This is a genomic window from Kumtagia ephedrae, assembly GCF_003012745.1.
Lineage (GTDB): Bacteria > Pseudomonadota > Alphaproteobacteria > Rhizobiales > Rhizobiaceae > Kumtagia > Kumtagia ephedrae.
The window spans coordinates 62,630-80,453 of record NZ_PXYK01000023.1 but is presented as its reverse complement, the minus strand read 5'-3'; the positions used below and the strand labels follow the sequence as shown (position 1 = coordinate 80,453).

Annotated in this window: 15 protein-coding genes; 11 read left to right on the top strand and 4 right to left on the bottom strand. The window is 63.4% G+C overall.

From position 1 onward, the window contains the following. Positions 1-89: 89 nt before the first annotated feature. Both C7I84_RS21675 and ehuR read right to left on the bottom strand, forming a co-directional pair. Positions 90-317 (bottom strand): hypothetical protein, encoded by a 228-nt coding sequence (locus tag C7I84_RS21675; protein WP_106774300.1) that lies wholly within the window; start codon positions 315-317, stop codon positions 90-92. 611 nt (positions 318-928) lie between these two features. After that, a complete protein-coding gene (ehuR, locus tag C7I84_RS21670) occupies positions 929-2,338 on the bottom strand; it encodes a MocR-like ectoine utilization transcription factor EhuR (RefSeq protein WP_106774299.1) in 1,410 nt (469 codons plus the stop codon). A 160-nt stretch (positions 2,339-2,498) separates the two neighbouring features. On the opposite strand from ehuR, the gene C7I84_RS21665 reads away from it, so the two are divergent. From C7I84_RS21665 to C7I84_RS21625, 9 genes are all read left to right on the top strand, one after another. After that, positions 2,499-3,716, top strand: a complete 1,218-nt coding sequence (locus C7I84_RS21665) for an ABC transporter substrate-binding protein (RefSeq protein ID WP_425351373.1) — start codon at positions 2,499-2,501, stop codon at positions 3,714-3,716. Between the two features lie 115 nt (positions 3,717-3,831). Next, positions 3,832-4,692, top strand: a complete 861-nt coding sequence (locus tag C7I84_RS21660; protein ID WP_106774298.1) for a branched-chain amino acid ABC transporter permease — start codon at positions 3,832-3,834, stop codon at positions 4,690-4,692. A gap of 7 nt (positions 4,693-4,699) precedes the next feature. Beyond that, positions 4,700-5,737, top strand: a complete 1,038-nt coding sequence (locus C7I84_RS21655; RefSeq protein WP_245428545.1) for a branched-chain amino acid ABC transporter permease — start codon at positions 4,700-4,702, stop codon at positions 5,735-5,737. Continuing rightward, positions 5,730-6,500: an ABC transporter ATP-binding protein gene (locus C7I84_RS21650; protein WP_106774297.1), complete on the top strand. Its 771-nt coding sequence runs from the start codon at positions 5,730-5,732 to the stop codon at positions 6,498-6,500. The genes C7I84_RS21655 and C7I84_RS21650 overlap by 8 nt, the downstream gene beginning before the upstream one ends. Then, positions 6,497-7,213 carry an ABC transporter ATP-binding protein gene (locus C7I84_RS21645; RefSeq protein WP_106774296.1) on the top strand — a complete coding sequence of 239 codons (717 nt, stop codon included), beginning with the start codon at positions 6,497-6,499 and terminating at the stop codon, positions 7,211-7,213. The genes C7I84_RS21650 and C7I84_RS21645 overlap by 4 nt, the downstream gene beginning before the upstream one ends. Positions 7,214-7,216: 3 nt before the next feature. Beyond that, positions 7,217-7,960 carry an aspartate/glutamate racemase family protein gene (locus C7I84_RS21640; RefSeq protein WP_106774295.1) on the top strand — a complete coding sequence of 248 codons (744 nt, stop codon included), beginning with the start codon at positions 7,217-7,219 and terminating at the stop codon, positions 7,958-7,960. A 33-nt stretch (positions 7,961-7,993) separates the two neighbouring features. After that, on the top strand, positions 7,994-8,899 hold the full coding sequence (gene puuE / locus C7I84_RS21635) for an allantoinase PuuE (RefSeq protein WP_106774294.1): 906 nt from the start codon (positions 7,994-7,996) through the stop codon (positions 8,897-8,899). Beyond that, a complete protein-coding gene (locus C7I84_RS21630) occupies positions 8,883-10,166 on the top strand; it encodes an allantoate amidohydrolase (protein ID WP_106774293.1) in 1,284 nt (427 codons plus the stop codon). The genes puuE and C7I84_RS21630 overlap by 17 nt, the downstream gene beginning before the upstream one ends. Further along, the gene (locus tag C7I84_RS21625; RefSeq protein WP_425351372.1) at positions 10,166-11,422 is read left to right on the top strand and encodes an ArgE/DapE family deacylase; all 1,257 of its coding nucleotides are present in this window, start codon (positions 10,166-10,168) and stop codon (positions 11,420-11,422) included. Before C7I84_RS21630 ends, C7I84_RS21625 begins: the two co-directional genes overlap by 1 nt. A gap of 727 nt (positions 11,423-12,149) precedes the next feature. Here the strand turns inward: C7I84_RS21625 and C7I84_RS30140 are convergent. After that, positions 12,150-12,311 (bottom strand): hypothetical protein, encoded by a 162-nt coding sequence (locus C7I84_RS30140; protein ID WP_165816168.1) that lies wholly within the window; start codon positions 12,309-12,311, stop codon positions 12,150-12,152. A gap of 287 nt (positions 12,312-12,598) precedes the next feature. On the opposite strand from C7I84_RS30140, the gene C7I84_RS21615 reads away from it, so the two are divergent. Beyond that, complete coding sequence (locus C7I84_RS21615) at positions 12,599-12,793, top strand: hypothetical protein (RefSeq protein WP_106774291.1); 195 nt, start codon at positions 12,599-12,601, stop codon at positions 12,791-12,793. Positions 12,794-13,287: 494 nt separating this feature from the next. Here the strand turns inward: C7I84_RS21615 and C7I84_RS21610 are convergent, their stop codons facing one another. After that, positions 13,288-13,605, bottom strand: a complete 318-nt coding sequence (locus C7I84_RS21610; protein ID WP_133170135.1) for a hypothetical protein — start codon at positions 13,603-13,605, stop codon at positions 13,288-13,290. 1,046 nt (positions 13,606-14,651) lie between these two features. Here C7I84_RS21610 and C7I84_RS21605 point away from each other — a divergent pair. Beyond that, on the top strand, positions 14,652-17,462 hold the full coding sequence (locus C7I84_RS21605) for a beta strand repeat-containing protein (RefSeq protein WP_106774289.1): 2,811 nt from the start codon (positions 14,652-14,654) through the stop codon (positions 17,460-17,462). Positions 17,463-17,824 lie beyond the last annotated feature (362 nt).

Sequence of the window (17,824 nt, the reverse complement as noted above, 5' to 3'; positions counted from 1 at the left end):
TCGCGCCTTCATCTCTGACGTTCACGCAGGGTAGCCTGATGTCCTGAAGCCGACATTAATCTCTCTAGGCTTACGGTACCCCGTTGGGCTCAGCCCTTGCGCCGTGTGGCGTCAAATTGCCTGTCAAAATACATTAGAGCCGCAACCACCCTGCGGGCGGCGTCGCGTATGTGCGGCACGGCGACCACCTCCCAAAGGCTGCCGCGCGTCCAGACCCCCAGCGCGAAGAGGCGGCCCTTCGCATTCCCGCTGAGTACCCGCCCGTCGCCGTCGACTTCCATGCCAAGTCCCAAGCGGATCAGGCCGTAAAAGTCCATCTTGCACCATCCGCGAGAGCAAAGGCTGCGATCGCGGGTCCAGGCTCGCAAGCTTGCCCAGGAACACGTTCTGAAGCGGGACCTGTTCCATGGCGGTCGCATAAGGCTGCGCGGCGCGACGGTGCGCTTCCGCGTGCTGCGGCAAGCGGTGCGGCATCGCCTATATCATTGAGGATCGCAAGCCCGACGGCCTGTTCGACACGATGGGCGACGCCCAGAACGTTGGGAACATCCATTCGTCCGCGGCGATGCGCTTTGAACGAAGGCGACTTTATTATCACGCCGCCTATGGCGTGGCACGAAAGCGACGAGCCGATCTTCTGGCTCGACGGACTGGATATTCCCGTTGTTCAGTTTCTCGACGCGTCCTTCGCTGAACATCTCGGCGAGAACCAGCAGAAACTCACCGTCCCACAGGCGACAGCGACGCCCGCTATGGCGCCAATCTGCTTCCGGTCGATCATGACGCCCGCGGAGGCACGTCGCCGGTATTCAACTATCCATATGCGCGCACCCGCTATGCGCTGGAGCCGATGCGGGGCGCCAACGCCTAAGATCCCTGCCACGGACTCAAGATGCGCAACGCGTCGTGCACGAAACGAAAATCGCGATCAGATATATCCGATGGACTGCAGATCCATCTGCGGGCGCGGCCGAGCCTGCAAAAGGCTGACCAGCTTTCTAAGGCCGACCTCGATCTGAGGGAGAGAATGAGCTGCACCCAGGCACAGTCTTACCGCGTGCGGGGCGTGATCGCGCTTCACGGCGAATGCGTCCGCCGTGATGACCCTTACGCCGTCGCGCAATGCTGATGCCGAAAACGAATCCATGCGCCATGGCTCCGGCAGTTGCAGCCACAGATGGTAGCAGGACGATGAAGTCCGCTGCACGAAGGTTCCGAGCATCTCGTGCGCCAGCTGTTGCCGTTCCCGCGCCTGCTCGCGATGCCAGGCAACCAGCCTGTCGGCATAGTCGTTGGCGATCCAGCTCGTCACCACAGCTGCCATCAGCGGTGGCGACATCCAGTTATTCATAGTGACGACTTCCTGGAACGTCCGGCTGAGGCCCGGCGGCACGGCAAGAAAGCCGATGCGCAATCCCGGCGCCATGCTCTTCGATGCGCTGGTCAGGTAGACAGTCCGCTCGGGCAGCAGCGCTGCGAAGGGCGGAGGACGGTCCTCCGCCAGGAAACCGTACACATCATCCTCGATGATCCACAAATCGTTACGGTCGACGATCTCCGCAATCTTCCGCATCCTGTCTGCCGACATCGTGATCGTGGTTGGATTCTGCAGGACAGGCATGCAGTAGAGTGCCTTCGGGCGCTTGGTCTCGCATAGTTCCGCCAAGGCGGCGGGGTCGAGTCCGTCCTGATCCATGGGAACTGCGCTCAGGCCGATGCCAAGCTGATGCGCGACGGCGCGCGCGCCGGGATAGGTCAACGGTTCGGTGGCAATCGAGTCACCATGACCGGCCAACGCCATCATGCTGAGCAGCAGTCCGTGCTGACCGCCGTTGCAGATGACGACATTGTCCGGATGAACGCCAACTCCGATCCGTTGCAGCCACTGCGCCGCGATGGCGCGATGCGAGGCCACGCCGGCGCTAGGCTGGTAGGTCAGCAGTGTGTCGAGCGAGCTGGAACGTGAAAAATCACGCAAGGTCGAGCGCAGCATCTCCTCGGCTTCGCCGATCGCCGAAAGATTGAGGCCGAGATCGATGATTTCGGACTGCGGATTCTCCGGAACCACGAGTCGGGTGACGTCCTCGCGGTGGTTGCCGAAATCGTTGATGAAGGTTCCGCGTCCGATTTCGCCGACGACAAGTCCCCGGTTCGCCGCTTCGGCGTAGGCCCGGGCGACCGTGCCGACCGTAACGCCGAGCCGGTAGGCGAGATCGCGGTGCGGCGGCAAACGATCACTGGGGCGCAACCGGCCCTCGGCCACGTCACGCGCCAGCGCGTCGCAGATCGCCACATAAATTGGGCCGGCTCCCTTGCGTAACTCAGGCTTCCAGTTCATTGCGCCCCGCGCTTTGACACCGTGTCAATGAATTCATTGACACTTCACCTGACACAGACATACGCTCGAAAAACAAGAAAAACAAGGGAACACATGCGAGTTTTAGCTTCTATTGAACCAATTGACATGGGTTCAATAGCAAGTAAACGGTCGGCTGCAAATGGAGGGCAAGATGAAATCTTCAGGGATTAAAGTAACACTCCTCGTTCGTGCGCTGGCGCTGGCAACGACTGCCGGCACTTTTGCTTTGATATCTCTGGCGCAAGCCAACGAGACATTGAAGATCGGGGCTCTTGGCGTGATGAGCGGGCCGTTCGCCGGCTGGGGCGGCGTCATGTGCCAGACGTCCAAGACGCGGGCGGCAATGTGGAACGACGATGGCGGCGTGGCCATCGGCGACAAGACCTACAACATCGAGGTCGTCTGCGTCGACGACAAGGGCGATCCGAAAGGCGCGCAGACTGGTGCCGAAAAACTCGTTTCGGAAGGCATCAAATATATCCAGGGCCCGAACACGGATTCGACAGCCGAAAGCGCCAAGGCGGTGATGGAGGCCAACGGCACCATCAACATGCCTTATGCCTTCTCGAAATCGCTCTACAAGGCACCGGCCTCGCAATCGATCCTCGGCATGGTCGCCTCTTACCAAGTCGGCCCGGTCATCTACAAATGGCTCATGGACAACAAGGGCATCAAGAAGATCGCCTTCGTGTGCGAGAACAACGCCGATCCGCTCAACCAGCGCAACGAAGGGACGGCGGCCGCCAAGACGCTCGGCCTCGAGGTCGTCTCCGACCAGGAGACCTACGAATCCGGCACGACCGACTTCTTCCCGGTGCTGACAAAGGTGATCGGCACTTCGCCGGACCACATCGTGCTCTCCGGCGTCAACCCGTCGGATGTCGGTCCGCTGATCAAGGCGGCGCGCGAACTCGGTTTCACCGGCACGATGAGCACCGAGACCGGCCAGGATCCGAGGGCGATCTTCGAGGTCGCCGGCGAGGCGGCGAACGGCTTCATCGTCGCCGGCGGCGCCAGCACCGAGGCGATCCGCAGCGATTTCATGGTGAAGTTCATCGAGCGCTACACCAAGGACTGGGGCGAATGGAACGACGTCGCCGGCCTCTATGTCTACGGGCCGGAGATCATCGTGCAGACCTTGCAGAGCACTCCAAAGGCGCTCGACGACACCGAGGCGTTCAAGGCGGCGCTAGACAGCTTCGTCGGCAAGAACCCGTTCCTGAAGGAAGGCGGCGAGCTGAAATATGTCGGCCGCCAGGACTACGGGCAGTCCCGCCAGGTCTCCGTGCCGATCGTCGTGCAGGCAGTCAAGGATGGCGCCTACGAACCGCTGTTCGTCGGAAAACTCCCCGACTGACCGCCCTGGGGCGGTCCGATCGCGGACCGCCCCATTTTTGCGTCGCATCGGCTGCGCCGTTGGTGAATGGTGGCCCAGTCCCACGGCCACCGTCATCCGGTTAGGAGAATTGTTAATGACCCAGGTTCTGCTCAACGCGCTTGTCGTCGGAACCACCTACGCCCTGATCGCCCTCGGCATCACCATCATCTTCAGCATCATGAAGGTGGTGAACTTCGCCCATGGCCAGCTCTACATGATCGGCGGCTTCGTCGTTTACTATTTCAACGTCGTGTTCGGCCTGCCGTTCTGGTTCGGCCTGCTGATGTCCTTCGTCATCGTCGGTGCGCTCGGCATCGCCATGGAGCTTTTCCTGTTCCGGCCGGTAATGCTGCGGGTCAAGCGCGAGGAGGTGACGATGCTGCTCGCCATGGGCACCGCCGTCTTCCTCGAAAGCCTGGCGCTGATCGTGTTCGGCGAGAAGCAGCGCGGCGTTCCGCCGATCGCCACCGGCATCGTCGAACTGTTCGGCGCAAGATTGCCGACCGGACGCGTCGTGGTGATCGTCGTCGCCGCCTTGCTGATCGTCGCGCTGATGCTCTTCATCGGCTACACCAAGACCGGCCGCGCGCTGCGCGCTATGGCACAGGATCGCGACGCCACCGCCCTGCAGGGCGTCAACCTCAAATGGCTGTCGGCCATGGGTTTCGGCCTCGGCACCGGCCTCGCCGGGCTCGCTGGCGGGCTGCTGGTGGCGATCTTCGCCGTCCACACCGGTGCCGGCACGGCCGTGTCGATCAAAGCATTCCTGATGATCATGATCGGCGGCGCCGGTGTGCTCTCCGGCGCCATTCTCGGCGGCTTCGTGCTTGGGGTGCTGGAATCGGTCGGCTACGCGCTGCTGCCCGGCTCCATGACCTTCCTGATCATCTTCCTGATCGTGATCGGCTTCCTGATCGTGCGGCCGCACGGAATCATGGGCAAGCCCTGGGGTTGAGCCGACAATGAACACGCAAGATACGATCCCCATGTCCGGCTTTGCCATGCCTCAGTCCGCGGCCTCGCCGCTGAAGCCGCTCGGCCTCGGACTGCTGGTGGCAATCGCCTACTTCATCGGCGTACCGCTGCTGTTCGGCGGCAACGGCTATGTGCTCAACGTCACCACCACCATGGCGGTGGTGAGCTTTATCAGCTTCGGCGTCTGGCTCACCTTCGCAATCGGACGCATCAACCTGGCGCAGGCCGGCTTCGCCCTGATCGGCTCCTATGTCACCGCCATCCTGGTGTCGCGTTTCGGTGTGTCGTTCTGGCTCTGCCTGCCTCTGTCGGGTCTCGTCGCGGCAATCATCGGCGGCCTCATCGGCTGGCCGGTTCTGCGCCTGAAAGGCGTCTACTTCGCCATGATCACCCTTTGCATCACCGAAGCCTGCCGGCTGACGGCGCTGAGCTTTCCGGCGGTCACGCGCGGCGCGCAAGGCATCGTCGACCTGCCGCTGCCCGGCGAGCTGTCGCTGTTCGGCCTCACCCTCATTCCCGCCTTCGAGAAAGGCGCCCGCCTGCCCTTCTTCTACCTCGCCGGCTCGCTGCTGATGCTCGGCCTGTGGTTCATGTGGCTGCTCGACACCAGCCGCGTCGGCGCGGTGTTCCGCTCGCTGCGGCAGAACGAGGACCTGGCCGTCAGCCTCGGTATCAACATCGCTAAGTACCGCGTCGTCGCCTTCATGGTGAGCTGTTTCTACGCCGGCGTCGGCGGTGCGTTCTTTGCGGCCCTGCAGCAGAACGTCTACCCGACTTCCTTCCAGGTCATCGATAGCGTCTATTTCATGGTCTACTGCTTCGTCGGCGGCCTGGAATTCGTCATCGGCCCGCTCGTCGGCGCCCTGGTGATGATGGTGAGCTTCGAGCTCCTGCACGAGCTCCAGCGCTACCAGACGGTGATCTTCTCCGGCCTGATGATCCTCTGCATCCTGCTCATGCCCAACGGCATCCTCAGCGTGCTGAAGGCGCGTGCGGCGCGCGCGAAGGAGGCTTCCGATGCTTGAGGTCTCGGGGCTGACCAAGGTCTTCGGCGGCCTGACCGCCGTCAAGGACCTGACCTTCACGCTGCAGCGCGGCGAGATCCTGTCGATCATCGGGCCGAACGGCGCCGGCAAGAGCACCTGCTTCAAGCTGATCTCGTCGTTCATGGTCCCGACCTCCGGCACGGTCCGCTTCAACGGCCAGGACATCACCGGCATCGGCCCGCACGCGGTGGCGCGCAAGGGCATCGTCAGGACATTCCAGGAAAACACCGCATTCCAGGACATGACGGTGCGCGAGGCCGTGCTGCTCGGCTACCAGAAGGACTGCAAGGCTTCGCTGGCCGGCATGATCCTCCGCTCGCCGCAGGCGCGGCGCGACGACCGCGAGGCCGGCGCGCATGCCGACCGCGTGCTCGACCTGCTCGGCATGTCTAGCCACGCCGGTACGCTCGCCGCCGGCCTGCCGCACGGCCTACTGCGCAACCTCGGCATCGCCGTGGCGCTCGCCGCCCGACCGCAGCTGATCCTGCTCGACGAGCCGTTCGCCGGCCTGAACTCCGACGAGACCAAGCGCGGCGTCGAGCTGATCCGCAAGATCCGCGACGAGGGCATCACGCCGATCCTGGTCGAGCACGACATGGCCGCGGTGATGTCCGTCAGCGAGCGTATCGTCGTGGTCAATTTCGGCAGCAAGATCGCCGAGGGCACGCCCGCCGAAATCCAGCGCAACGACAAGGTCATCGAAGCATATCTCGGCTCCGAGGACGAGGAGATCGGGCTATGAGCGCGGCGTTTTCGATCAGCGACCTGTCGGTCTCCTACGGCAAGGTGCGTGCCGTCAAAGGCATCTCGATGCTCGCCGGCAAGGGTGAGATCGTCGCCCTCATCGGCGCCAACGGCGCCGGCAAGACCTCGATCCTGCGCGCGATCACCGGGCTGACGCGGCCGGAGCGCGGCGAAATCCGCTTCGACGGCGAGCGCCTCGACGGCACGGGACCGGACCAGGTCGTGGCGCGCGGCGTCGCCATGGTGCCGGAAGGCCGGCGCATCTTCCCGTTCATGAGCGTGCGCGACAATCTGCTGATGGGCGCCTACCGGCGCAAGGACAGCGCTGGCGTGTCCGCCGACCTCGACGCCATCCTCGACCGTTTTCCGCGGCTGCGCGAGCGCATCAAGCAGCAGGCCGGCAGCCTTTCCGGCGGCGAGCAGCAGATGGTCGCCATCGGCCGCGCGCTGATGTCGAAGCCGCGCCTGCTGCTCCTCGACGAACCGTCGCTCGGCATCGCGCCGATCATCGTGCGCGAGATCGCCCGCTTCGTCACCAGCATCAATCGCGACCATGGCGTCGGCGTCATCCTGGTCGAGCAGAACTCGCGCATGGCGCTGAAGCTCTCCAGCCGCGCCTATGTGCTGGAAACCGGCAGGATCGCGCTGTCGGGGCCATCGTCCGAACTGGCGGCCAACGACGACGTTCGGCGCGCCTATCTCGGGGGTTGAGGCATGCGCATCCAGATCATCAATCCGACCACCACCGAAGCCTTCGCCCGCAAGAACCTGGCGGCCGCCAAAAGCGTTGCCGCCGCCGGCACCGAGATCGTCTCGGCGTCGGTGCTGAGCGGCCCGGCATCGATCGAGAGCCACTACGACGAGGCGGTCAGCACGATCGGCATCCTGGAAGCGATCCATCGCGGCGAGGCCGAGGGCATCGACGGCTACGTCATCGCCTGCTTCGGCGATCCCGGTTACCTCGCGGCGCGCGAGATCGCCAGGGGCCCGGTGATCGGCATCGCCGAGGCGGCGTTCCATCTCGCCAGCATCATCGCCACCCGGTTCTCCGTGGTCACCACGCTGGCGCGTACAAAAATCATCTGCGAGCACCTGCTGCAGATTCACGGCTTCGAGCACCAGTGCCGGCGGGTTCGCGCCTGCGGCCTGGAGGTGCTGGAACTTGAGGAAACCGGCATGGAGGCCTGCCGCGACATCCTCGAGGAGTGCCGCCGCGCCGTCGCCGAGGACGAGGCCGGCGCCATCGTGCTCGGCTGCGCCGGCATGGCCGATCTTGCCGACCACATCCAGCAGGAGATCGGCGTCCCCGTCGTCGAAGGCGTCACCGCCGCAACCAAGCTGATCGAAGGCATCGTGGCACTGCGGCTCGGCACCAGCAAGGTCGGCGACCTCGCCTACCCTCTGCCGAAGCCGTTGAGCGGCTCGGTGAAGCATCTGGAAATAGCGCCGCGCCGGTGACGACCGGCGGGCGGACTGGGAAAGGACAGGACCATGGCATACCCCCGCGACATGATCGGCTACGGCGACAAGCCTCCGCAAGCGAACTGGCCGAACGGCGCGAAACTGGCGCTGCAGATCATCGTCGCCTTCGAGGAAGGCTCGGAAAACAGCGTGCTGCATGGCGACGCGCATTCCGAGAACTTCATCTCCGACATCATCGGCGCGCCGCAGCTGTTCGGCGTGCGCAACATGAACATGGAGTCGCTCTACGAATACGGCACCCGCGTCGCCTTCTGGCGCATCTTCAACGAGTTCAAGGAGCGCGGCATCCACGCCACCGTGCTGGCCAACGGCCTGGCGCTGGAGCACTATCCCGAGGCCGCCAAGGTCATGCATTCGCTCGGCCACGAGATCGCCAGCCACGGTTGGAAATGGATCGATCACCAGTGGATGGGCGAGGAGACCGAACGCGCCCACATGAAGCTGGCGATCGACACCATCACCCGGCTGACCGGCGAACGCCCGGTCGGCTGGTACACCGGCCGCTGCAGCCCCAACACCCTCAGGCTGGTGGTCGAGGAAGGCGGTTTCCTCTATGATTCCGACACCTATGCCGACGACCTGCCCTATTGGGAAACCGTCGACGGCAAGCAGCACCTGCGCATCCCCTATACGCTAGAAGCCAACGACATGCGTTTCGTCGCGGCGGCCGGGTTCAACTCGGGCGACCAGTATTTCACCTATCTCAAGGACACGTTCGACGTGCTCTACCGCGAGAGCGACCGCATTCCGCGTATGATGTCGGGCGGCCTGCACCTGCGCATCGTCGGGCGGCCGGGGCGCTGGGCCTCGTTCCTGCGCTTCCTCGATTATGTGCAGAAGCACGACGCCGTCTGGATCTGCCGCCGCGACGCCATCGCCCGCCACTGGCACCAGCACCATGCGCCCCAACGCTGAACCGAAGCGGCAGGACGCGCCTTCCGCCTATCTCGACGAGGTCGACGCCGGCCGCCGCATCCTGCAGCGCTGCGACGCGCTCGGCGCGATCAGCGAGCCGGGCGACGGGGTGACGCGGCTCTATTTGTCCCCCGAGCATCGCATCGCCGCAGCGGCGCTGATCGAGTGGATGCGCGAGGCCGGCATGGAGGCGCGTTTGGACGAAGCCGGCAACGTCGTCGGCCGCTACCATGGCGAGGGCGGCGGGGGCCCCTATCTGCTCACCGGCTCGCACATGGACAGCGTCGTCAACGGCGGCCGCTACGACGGCCCGCTCGGCGTGCTGACGGCGCTCGACTGTGTCGCCGTGCTCAACGGTCGCGGCCGGCGCCTGCCGTTCGGCATCGAGGTACTGGCGTTCGGCGACGAGGAAGGCACGCGCTTCCGCACCACGCTCGCCGGCAGCCGCGCGGTCACGGGCGACCACGGCGACGACCTCATGTCGGCGCGTGACGCCGACGGCCACAGCATGCGCGAGGCGATGACCGCCTTCGGCCTCGAGCCGGCCGCCATAGGCCGTGCCGCTCACAAGCCGGAGGACGTGATCGGCTTTGTAGAGCTGCATATCGAGCAGGGCCCCGTGCTGCAGGCCGCCGGCCTGCCGGTCGGCGTCGTCACCGCGATTTCCGGGCAGACGCGCGCCACGATCCGGGTCGAGGGTGCGGCCAACCATGCCGGCACCGTGCCGATGGGCATGCGCCACGACCCGGTGCTGGCCGCAAGCGAGATCGCGCTCACAGTGGAAAGGATCGCGGCCGCGCACGACAACACGGTCGGCACCGTCGGCGTGTTCAAGGCCGAGCCCGGCCTGATCAACGTGATCGCCGGCGCGGTCACGCTCACCGTCGATCTCCGCTCGCAGGCCGACGCGGTGCGCCATGCGGCCTTCGCCGAAATCGACACGGCGGCCCGCGAGATCGCGGCGCGGCGTGGCGTCGGCATCGCCGTCGAGGTCATCCTCGACCTCAAATCCTGCCCGTGCGCGCCGGCCTTTGTCCGGCAGATCGCGACGGCGATCGAAACGGCGGGGCTCAAAGTCTTGCACCTGCCGAGCGGCGCCGGCCATGACGGCATGGCGATGAGCCGGCTCACCGACATCGGCATGATCTTCGTCCGCTGCAAGGACGGAGTCAGCCATTCGCCGCAGGAGGCGGTGACGGCCGGGGACGTGGCCGCCGGCGCGGCCGTCCTGCTCAGCTTCATCGAGAATTTCCAAGGAAAGCCGTAATGGATTCGAAACCCGCCGCCTCCCGCCCCGACGGCGATGCCGGGGCGCGCCTCATGGATTTTATCGCCGCGCGGCGCGACGACCAGGTCCGCATGCTCGCCGAACTGGTGAAGGTTCCCTCCGACAACCCGCCCGGCGACTGCCAGGCGCATGCCGACTGCGCCGCCGCGCTCTACCAGGCGCTGGGCTTCACCGTCGAGCGCCACACGGTGCCGCAGGAGCTGGTCGCCAAGGTCGGCATGATCAGCGCCAGCAACTTGATCGTGCGGCATCGTTTCGGCCCCGGCCCGACGATCGCGCTCAACGCCCATGGCGACGTGGTGGCGCCGGGCGAAGGCTGGAGTGTCAACCCCTATGGCGCCGTCATCAAGGACGGCTGGATGTACGGGCGCGGCGTCGCCACCTCGAAGTCCGACTTCGTCACCTACGCCTACGCGCTGCTGGCGCTGATGTCGCTCGGCGAAAAACTCTCCGGCACGGTCGAAATCCACCTCACCTACGACGAGGAAGTCGGCGGCGACATCGGACCGCTGCTCCTGCTCGAGCAGGGATTGACCAAGCCGGATTACGCCATCTGCGCCGGCCTCTCCTACGGCGTGGTCACAGCCCACAATGGCTGCCTGCATCTCGACGTCGAGGTACGCGGCAAGTCGGCGCACGCCGCCCGACCAGAGACCGGGATCGACGCGCTGGAAGCGGCCACCCTCATCCTCAGCCGGCTCTACGCGCTGCGCGCCTGCTTCGCCGCGCAGCGCTCGGCAGTCGAGGGCATCACCACGCCGTCACTTGTGGTTGGGCTGATCTCGGGCGGCATCAACACCAATGTCGTCCCCGACAAGATCGTCATGCGGGTCGACCGCCGCATGATCCCGGAGGAGGACGGCGCTGCAGTGGCGCGCGACCTTGTGGCATTCATAGAGGCGGCGGCGCGTGAGATTCCGGGTATCGAATGCACGGTGCGCGAGCTGATGCTGGCCAACCCGCTGAAGCCGCTGGCCGGCCAGGAGCGGCTGGCCGCGGCGCTGACGAAGCATGCATCGGCACTCACCGGCGAGGCGGTGGCGACGCATGGCGTGCCGCTCTATACGGATGCTCGCCACTATTGCAACGCCGGCATTCCGACGGTGCTCTACGGTGCCGGCCCGCGCACGATGCTGGAGGCCAACGCCCACCGCGCCGACGAGAAACTGAAGCTGGACGATCTTGCCCTCGCGACGAATGTCGTCGCGCTAGCGCTGCTAGATCTGCTTCAATAGTTGGACAGCTTTGTCACCAAGCCAGTTTGTTGGGTTGCATGGCGAAGCTATTTCAGACGCCATACTCTGAGCGGGATACCGGGAGGGTGCATGATCTGTGCGACGCCGTGCCTCATGGAGGTAATCTGGCAATTTAAAGATCTTTGATGGCATACCGCTGCTTCGTTGCTGTTGCCTGGACCGCCTGTAGTCGGTCTTTCGCAGCGCGCGGCCGCGCAGCCGTTCCAGGTTAGCTACAGCGCCGCGATCGAACGGGTGAAGCTCGGTGAGACGACCGGCAGTGCGGCGGTCCGCAAGCCCGGCGGCGGCAAGGATCACGTTTGCGTTATCTACGCGCCCCATCCACCTTTTGTTTCTTGCTTGAAAAGCCCCAATGCAGCGATTCGGCCTTTAGGACAGGTACATAAAGCGCACCAGATTGTGCTACCTCAGGCTTGAACGTCGACAAAAGGCCCGGCCACGTCGCCGCAGCCGGGCACGGGCTGACGATCTTCTATTCGAATGAAGCCATCATTGAGCGGGCGCGGGCTGGGCCGCTGTTCCGTGGTTGCTGGCGGCGTGGCGGCTTCCGTAGGCGCCTCGGCGCCAGGCCTCATCATGAAGTAGCCGATGATAAGAATGATCACGAGAACGGCCGCGATAATCCAGCTTCACTGATTCATTTGATGTCCCTCACTGCGCCCCCGCTCGTGAGGATGACATGCCGAGACATTAAGAAAAAGCCCGCCTACTCGCTCCAAAATTTGCGCCAGCCATTGAACTGTCGGGTTGGATGTATCCACTTGTTCAGTTCGGCATCCCAGCCGAAGCATCTAGCGATCAGACCGGCACCTATTGCGAACGCCAAGAGTGCCGACATGTAGCCGAGAACTGCAAATATCTGCTGCATCGTCATCTCCTTCGATGCTTGAAGGATTGTGGCACGAATCGAGGCCATCCTTCCAGATGAGCGCGGCGAGAAGATCGCCGACGTTGCCGGCCAGGCACTGTAGACCGGAGCGAGAGTTGCAAACGGCCGGCGCGCGCTTGGGGGGGTATTTTGGGGTAGCCTCGCGCCGGCCGCAGCTCCGAAGAGCCGGCTACATCATACTTGGTTGTGTGCGTCCTGCACAGGCTGCGCCGCGAAGAGCCAGGCCCGAGCCCGTCAGGCTGAAGTCCAACAAGGAAGGCGACAACGTGCTGGTGTCGCTCGACAAGGTGACGCATATCGCAACGCGCGCGGGCGGCGGGTCAACGCTCTACTTTGCGGTGCAGGCAACCGATCCGAAGGGGCGGGAAGCAAAGCAGAGACTGCTTGCCGTGCGGGAGTCGATAGAGGACATCGCCGCACAGCTCGATGCCAAAGCTGCTGCCGGGTTCCGAGTGGCCTGATCGCTCGACTATGGACGATTCGCCTCTACCGATCGCTGCGCACGTCGGCGCGATACTGATTTCGATCATCGGCGGCGTACTGGCGTTCTATGAAGCAGCCATCGATAAACCGCTGATGACGTGGTGATCCTGGTGTCTGGCGCGCCAGCACCGGCGCCCCGGCCGCGCCAGCTGGCAGGGTCCCTTTCGGGTTAAAAAAACCTATAGGCGTCGGGACAGGCCCAAATGCGAAAGCCCGGCCACGTCACGCAGTCGGGCATTCATCATTGCAGCGGCCCGCCATCCAGCGCGGATATCACCATTTCGTCGAATTCCGGGCCGGCAGCCTTGCCCTTGGTCAGCAGCATGAGGTCAGCGCTCATGATGACAGCCCCGCAGCAGAGCGAATTTCGCTCAGGAATTCCCGAATGCAGCTCTCGGCAGGATCGACATGGCCGGGCGCGTCACTGTACGAAATTTCAGCGAGAGGAGCGGTGTAGAGGATTGCCTGAGCCTTAGCAGTAAACCCTCGCAGGGGATGTGAGCTTGGCTTCGATAGCCTGGACTAGTTCAAGGCATCGGCCCCGGTTCTCGCTCGATGCGTCGTATGCTGCTTCCAGTTCGCTGTCGCCGCTTTTCCGGCCCGCCTTGTGCAGCGCCCTGAGCGTTGCGAAGAGCCTATCGTGCTCCGCGAGCTCGTGCCGCAGCTCCTCGCCTAGCGCCACCAGTTCTTGTTCGGCCTTGTTGTTGGCTGCCTGGTTTTCTTGGATGACTTGCCATTGCGCCTGGGCAGCCCGGATCAACTCGTTGGAGTGGCAGATCGCGAAGGACATGATCTGCCACTCGTCCCGACTAGGCGTCCGGTGTTGCTCGAACTCTTCAAAGCACCGGGCCATGTACCGGATGGAGTCGTGTTTTCGATGTGCGAAATGCGATCTCAACTCTGCGTCAGACGCACGCCCGTACATCCGCCTGACATCCGATACCTTTCGGGCGGTAAACTGACGCTTGGTTTTTTGCGATCCCGAGGTGGCGGCACCGGGCCCGAATTGAATGATACGTGCGCCTTGAAAGAGCGCGCTGCAAGGCGGCATAGTCAGGATACAGCTTTCGGCATGTATCGTCCTCCTCTGGCGTCAAGACCGGCTGCCCGGCGAAGTTGGTGCCTCGCCGTTTAACCAACATGCGATTGCGGCGTGCGGTGTTGGCGTGTCTGGCGAACTCAGCTAGGTACATCAGCTTTCTCCTCTCCCAGCGCCCGCCCGCGCGGCGTAGCTTTATGGAAAAGAGACAAGAGGGAAGGGGTTCTGCTGAGTGACCCCGAAAAACACAGCGTTGTATTGAATATCGGGGATTGTTATCACATCCGCCTGAAACATAATTCACGCGCAAATAATAAACAGTCCGTGCATTTCACATGCACATTATATCGTGCAAATACAGACGCTTCCACAGATCGGTACATTCTAGATTTCACGATCCGTGTATCGATTGGCCAAATGCTTACGCGATCTCACGACCGCCCCGTGCGCCAATCCCAAGGATTGTCGAACGTGCCGCTCCAGATGCCGAGTCCTTCGCCCTTGGCCGCGAGCTCGTAGGGGCAGGTAAACCCCGTAGCTGTAGCGCAGCCAGTCGCGGGCGCGGCCATTCTTGACCATGTGGGCACCGAGCGCAGCGGGCCGGGCTCGATTGCGGGTAGGAAGTAACTTTCCTGCTTGGCTTTACAGTTCGCTACCCATGTGTATGCGAAATTGCGGAGCCATAAGCTGCACTGGATAGACGCAGGTTGCAGAGTTGCTAAACTCGGCAACCGGTGGGTGGGCGATTCCCCGTGCAGGCTCTGGGTCGCACACTCCCGAGACTGGCGGGAGGCAGCATGACCCAGTTCCTCAATGGCGGTCCGGCCAATGACCCGATTGCGGGCACGGATCCTGGTAGCCCAATTAATCCCGACGGCATTGACATCATCAACGGCCTTGGCGGCGACGACACGCTGCTTGGCCTGGGCGGCAATGATACGATCCAGGGCGGCGCGGGCGCCGATTACATGGATGGTGGAGCCGGATTCGACACGTTGAGCTTCGCCGACGCCACCGCCGGCGTCGGGGTCGCACTGAACGCCTTTGGCGTCGCAGGCGAAGCTGTGGGTGATACCATGATCGGCTTTGAAGCCGTCATTGGCAGCGCCTTTGGCGATCAGATCGCCGGCGACGGCGGAGACAATGTGATTGATGCCGGCGCCGGCAATGATTACATCCAGCTGAGTGGCGGCGCCGACACGATGATTGCCGGCGACGGCTATGACCTGTTCGATGGTCGTGTCGTCGGTGCCGGCTTCACCGTTAACCTAACAACCGGGGTCGGCAGCGGTGGCGGCATGGCTGCCGGCACCACCTTGTCCGGCTTCGAGTTGGTGCTGGGGTCGGCCTTCGATGACAATCAGACGGCCAACCTGAATCTCGGCACCGGCTTGGTCGGTTTCGATGGCGCCGACATACTCAACGGCGCCAATGGCGATGATACTCTTGTGGGCGACAACTATGCAGGCACGGTCGTCACTGGCGGCACCGACACCCTGAATGGCGGGGCTGGCAACGACACTCTCGAAGGCGGCGCGTTCGGGGACGTGCTGAACGGCGGCGCTGGCATTGACGTTGTTCTCTATTACGGCTCGGCAGCCGCGGTCACGATCAACCTTGCCTCGGGGGTTGCGTCCGGCGGAGAAGCGCAGGGCGACACGCTGACCGACGTCGAGAGCGCAAACGGTTCAACATTCGATGACGTGCTCGTCGGCAGCTCCGTCACAAACAGCCTGTACGGCTACACAGGCAACGACAAGCTAGACGGCGGCGCGGGAGCCGACACCCTGGATGGTGCCGACGGCATCGACACGGTGATCTACGCCGCCGCGGCGGGCGGTGTGGTGGTCAATCTGACCCTGTCCAGCGGCATAGGCGATATTGCTCAGGGCGACACTCTTCTGAACATCGAAAATGTTATTGGCTCGGGCTTCGCCGACATCCTCACTGGTAACGGCCTCGTCAACATACTCGACGGCGGCATCGGTAACGATGTGCTAGACGGAGGTGTCGGTGCCGATACCCTGCAAGGTGGCGCCGGCATCGATACGGCGACCTACGCCCAGTCCAACGCTGGTGTTACCGCCGACCTGAAGTTCGGCGTGAATTCCGGCGGTTTTGCTCAGGGAGACGTGCTGCAAGGAATCGAGAACCTTATCGGCTCGGCTTTCGCGGACATTCTGCGCGGCGATGACACAGGCAATGCTCTGGGCGGGGGAGATGGCGATGACCTGATCAACGGTTATGGCGGCGCGGACGCCATAGATGGTGGCGCGGGTGTCGACACAATCTATTATGACGCTTCTGCCGCTGCCGTCGCCATCGACTTGCGAAACGGCACCGCAGCTGGCGGTGACGCGCAAGGCGACACATTGACCGCGGTCGAAAACATCGTCGGTTCCAGTTTCGCCGACAATCTGATCGGCAATACGGCCGGCAATGCGATCGACGGCGGCCTGGGAGACGATGCCATCGCAGGGGAAGCTGGCGCCGACGCCCTTAACGGTGGCGGCGGTGTCGATACGGCCTGGTACAATAATTCGGCCGTTGGCGTGCAGGTCAGCCTGGCGAACGGGGTCGGGACGGGAGGCGACGCCCAGGGCGATACTTTGAGCGGGATCGAGAACCTGGTTGGCTCGAGTTTTGCCGACACGCTCATCGGCGGTATCGGCACCAACACACTGACGGGCGGTGGCGGGTCAGATACCCTAGACGGTGGGGTGGGGAACGATGTCCTCAACGGTGGAGCGGACGATGACCTGTTCAAGGTTGACAGCGCGCTCGACCAAGTAGTCGAGGTTCTAGGCGGCGGCACCGATACCGTGGAGAGCACGGTTTCTTACGCGCTTGCGGCTGGAAGCGCAGTCGAATTCCTGCAGACAACAGATGCAACCGGCAGCAGCTCCATCAATCTCCGCGGCAATGCGCTGCAGCAGATCATCACCGGCAACGATGGCGCCAATATCCTGCACGACGGCGGCACCGGCCCGCTGCCCGATGACGGCTTGCCTGATACGCTGATCGGGCATGGAGGCAATGATAGATATGTCGTCTACGATGCGGCTGCTCTGATTGTCGAACTCGCTGGTGAAGGCACCGACCGGCTTGCCGCTGGTGTGGATTTCGTGCTGGCCGAGGGGGTGGATGTCGAGCATCTTCACACAACCTCGTCAATCGCCACCTACGCCATCAATCTCACCGGCAACAGCCTTCGTAATTGGGTCCGTGGCAACGATGGTGCGAACGTCCTCGACGGCGGCGACGGCATCGACACGCTGTATGGTATGGGCGGGGCGGACGCCTTCCGTTTCTCCACTGCGCTCGGCTCCAACAATGTCGATCGCATTGCCGACTTCAGCGTGGCGGACGACTCGATCCATCTGGACGACGCCATCTTCGCCGCTCTCGGCCTTGGCACGCTTGCTGACAGCGCCTTCAAGGACATCGCGGTGGCAGCGCGCGACGCCGACGACCGCATCCTCTACAACTCGACCACGGGTTCGCTGTTTTATGATGCCGACGGCTCGGGCAGCGCCTTCACCGCTGTGAAGTTCGCGTCGGTATCGCCGGGCCTCGCCCTCTCAGCCGCCGATTTCATGGTAATCTGAAGGTGATGCTTTCCACTCAAGATGACGCTACAATTCTTGGACCTATCGCTCTACGCACGATTCGCCTATGACGGATGGCCCAGCGTCCACTGCGTGTCAAAGACCCACCGGTTCTCATTAGCATAGCGATCGCGGTCGCCCTGATCGGCATCCTGCTTTTGCTGGGCGCATTCGCCGGGTGAGGGCAGCCGCCTTTGCTGGCTGTTGTCCAACTGTCACAAATCGATGCGACGGAGGGCGCGGTCCCTTGTGCCCAAAGCCGTGGGAACATTTTGTAGTCGGCCGGCTAACGCCGGCCTTTTTTTGAGACGTGGTACATGAATGACGAATCGCCAATCCTGATTGCCGCGCTCGTTGTCGGC

Bases quoted from the DNA above. Each gene is read 5' to 3' on its own strand.
- C7I84_RS21660 (WP_106774298.1), top strand. From the start codon at position 3,832: ATGACCCAGGTTCTGCTCAACGCGCTTGTCGTCGGAACCACCTACGCC.
- C7I84_RS21605 (WP_106774289.1), top strand. From the start codon at position 14,652: ATGACCCAGTTCCTCAATGGCGGTCCGGCCAATGACCCGATTGCGGGC.
- puuE (WP_106774294.1), top strand. From the start codon at position 7,994: ATGGCATACCCCCGCGACATGATCGGCTACGGCGACAAGCCTCCGCAA.
- ehuR (WP_106774299.1), bottom strand. From the start codon at position 2,338: ATGAACTGGAAGCCTGAGTTACGCAAGGGAGCCGGCCCAATTTATGTG.
- C7I84_RS21650 (WP_106774297.1), top strand. From the start codon at position 5,730: ATGCTTGAGGTCTCGGGGCTGACCAAGGTCTTCGGCGGCCTGACCGCC.
- C7I84_RS21640 (WP_106774295.1), top strand. From the start codon at position 7,217: ATGCGCATCCAGATCATCAATCCGACCACCACCGAAGCCTTCGCCCGC.
- C7I84_RS21655 (WP_245428545.1), top strand. From the start codon at position 4,700: ATGAACACGCAAGATACGATCCCCATGTCCGGCTTTGCCATGCCTCAG.
- C7I84_RS21675 (WP_106774300.1), bottom strand. From the start codon at position 317: ATGGACTTTTACGGCCTGATCCGCTTGGGACTTGGCATGGAAGTCGAC.
- C7I84_RS21630 (WP_106774293.1), top strand. From the start codon at position 8,883: ATGCGCCCCAACGCTGAACCGAAGCGGCAGGACGCGCCTTCCGCCTAT.
- C7I84_RS30140 (WP_165816168.1), bottom strand. From the start codon at position 12,311: ATGCAGCAGATATTTGCAGTTCTCGGCTACATGTCGGCACTCTTGGCG.
- C7I84_RS21645 (WP_106774296.1), top strand. From the start codon at position 6,497: ATGAGCGCGGCGTTTTCGATCAGCGACCTGTCGGTCTCCTACGGCAAG.
- C7I84_RS21665 (WP_425351373.1), top strand. From the start codon at position 2,499: ATGGAGGGCAAGATGAAATCTTCAGGGATTAAAGTAACACTCCTCGTT.
- C7I84_RS21625 (WP_425351372.1), top strand. From the start codon at position 10,166: ATGGATTCGAAACCCGCCGCCTCCCGCCCCGACGGCGATGCCGGGGCG.
- C7I84_RS21610 (WP_133170135.1), bottom strand. From the start codon at position 13,605: ATGTCCTTCGCGATCTGCCACTCCAACGAGTTGATCCGGGCTGCCCAG.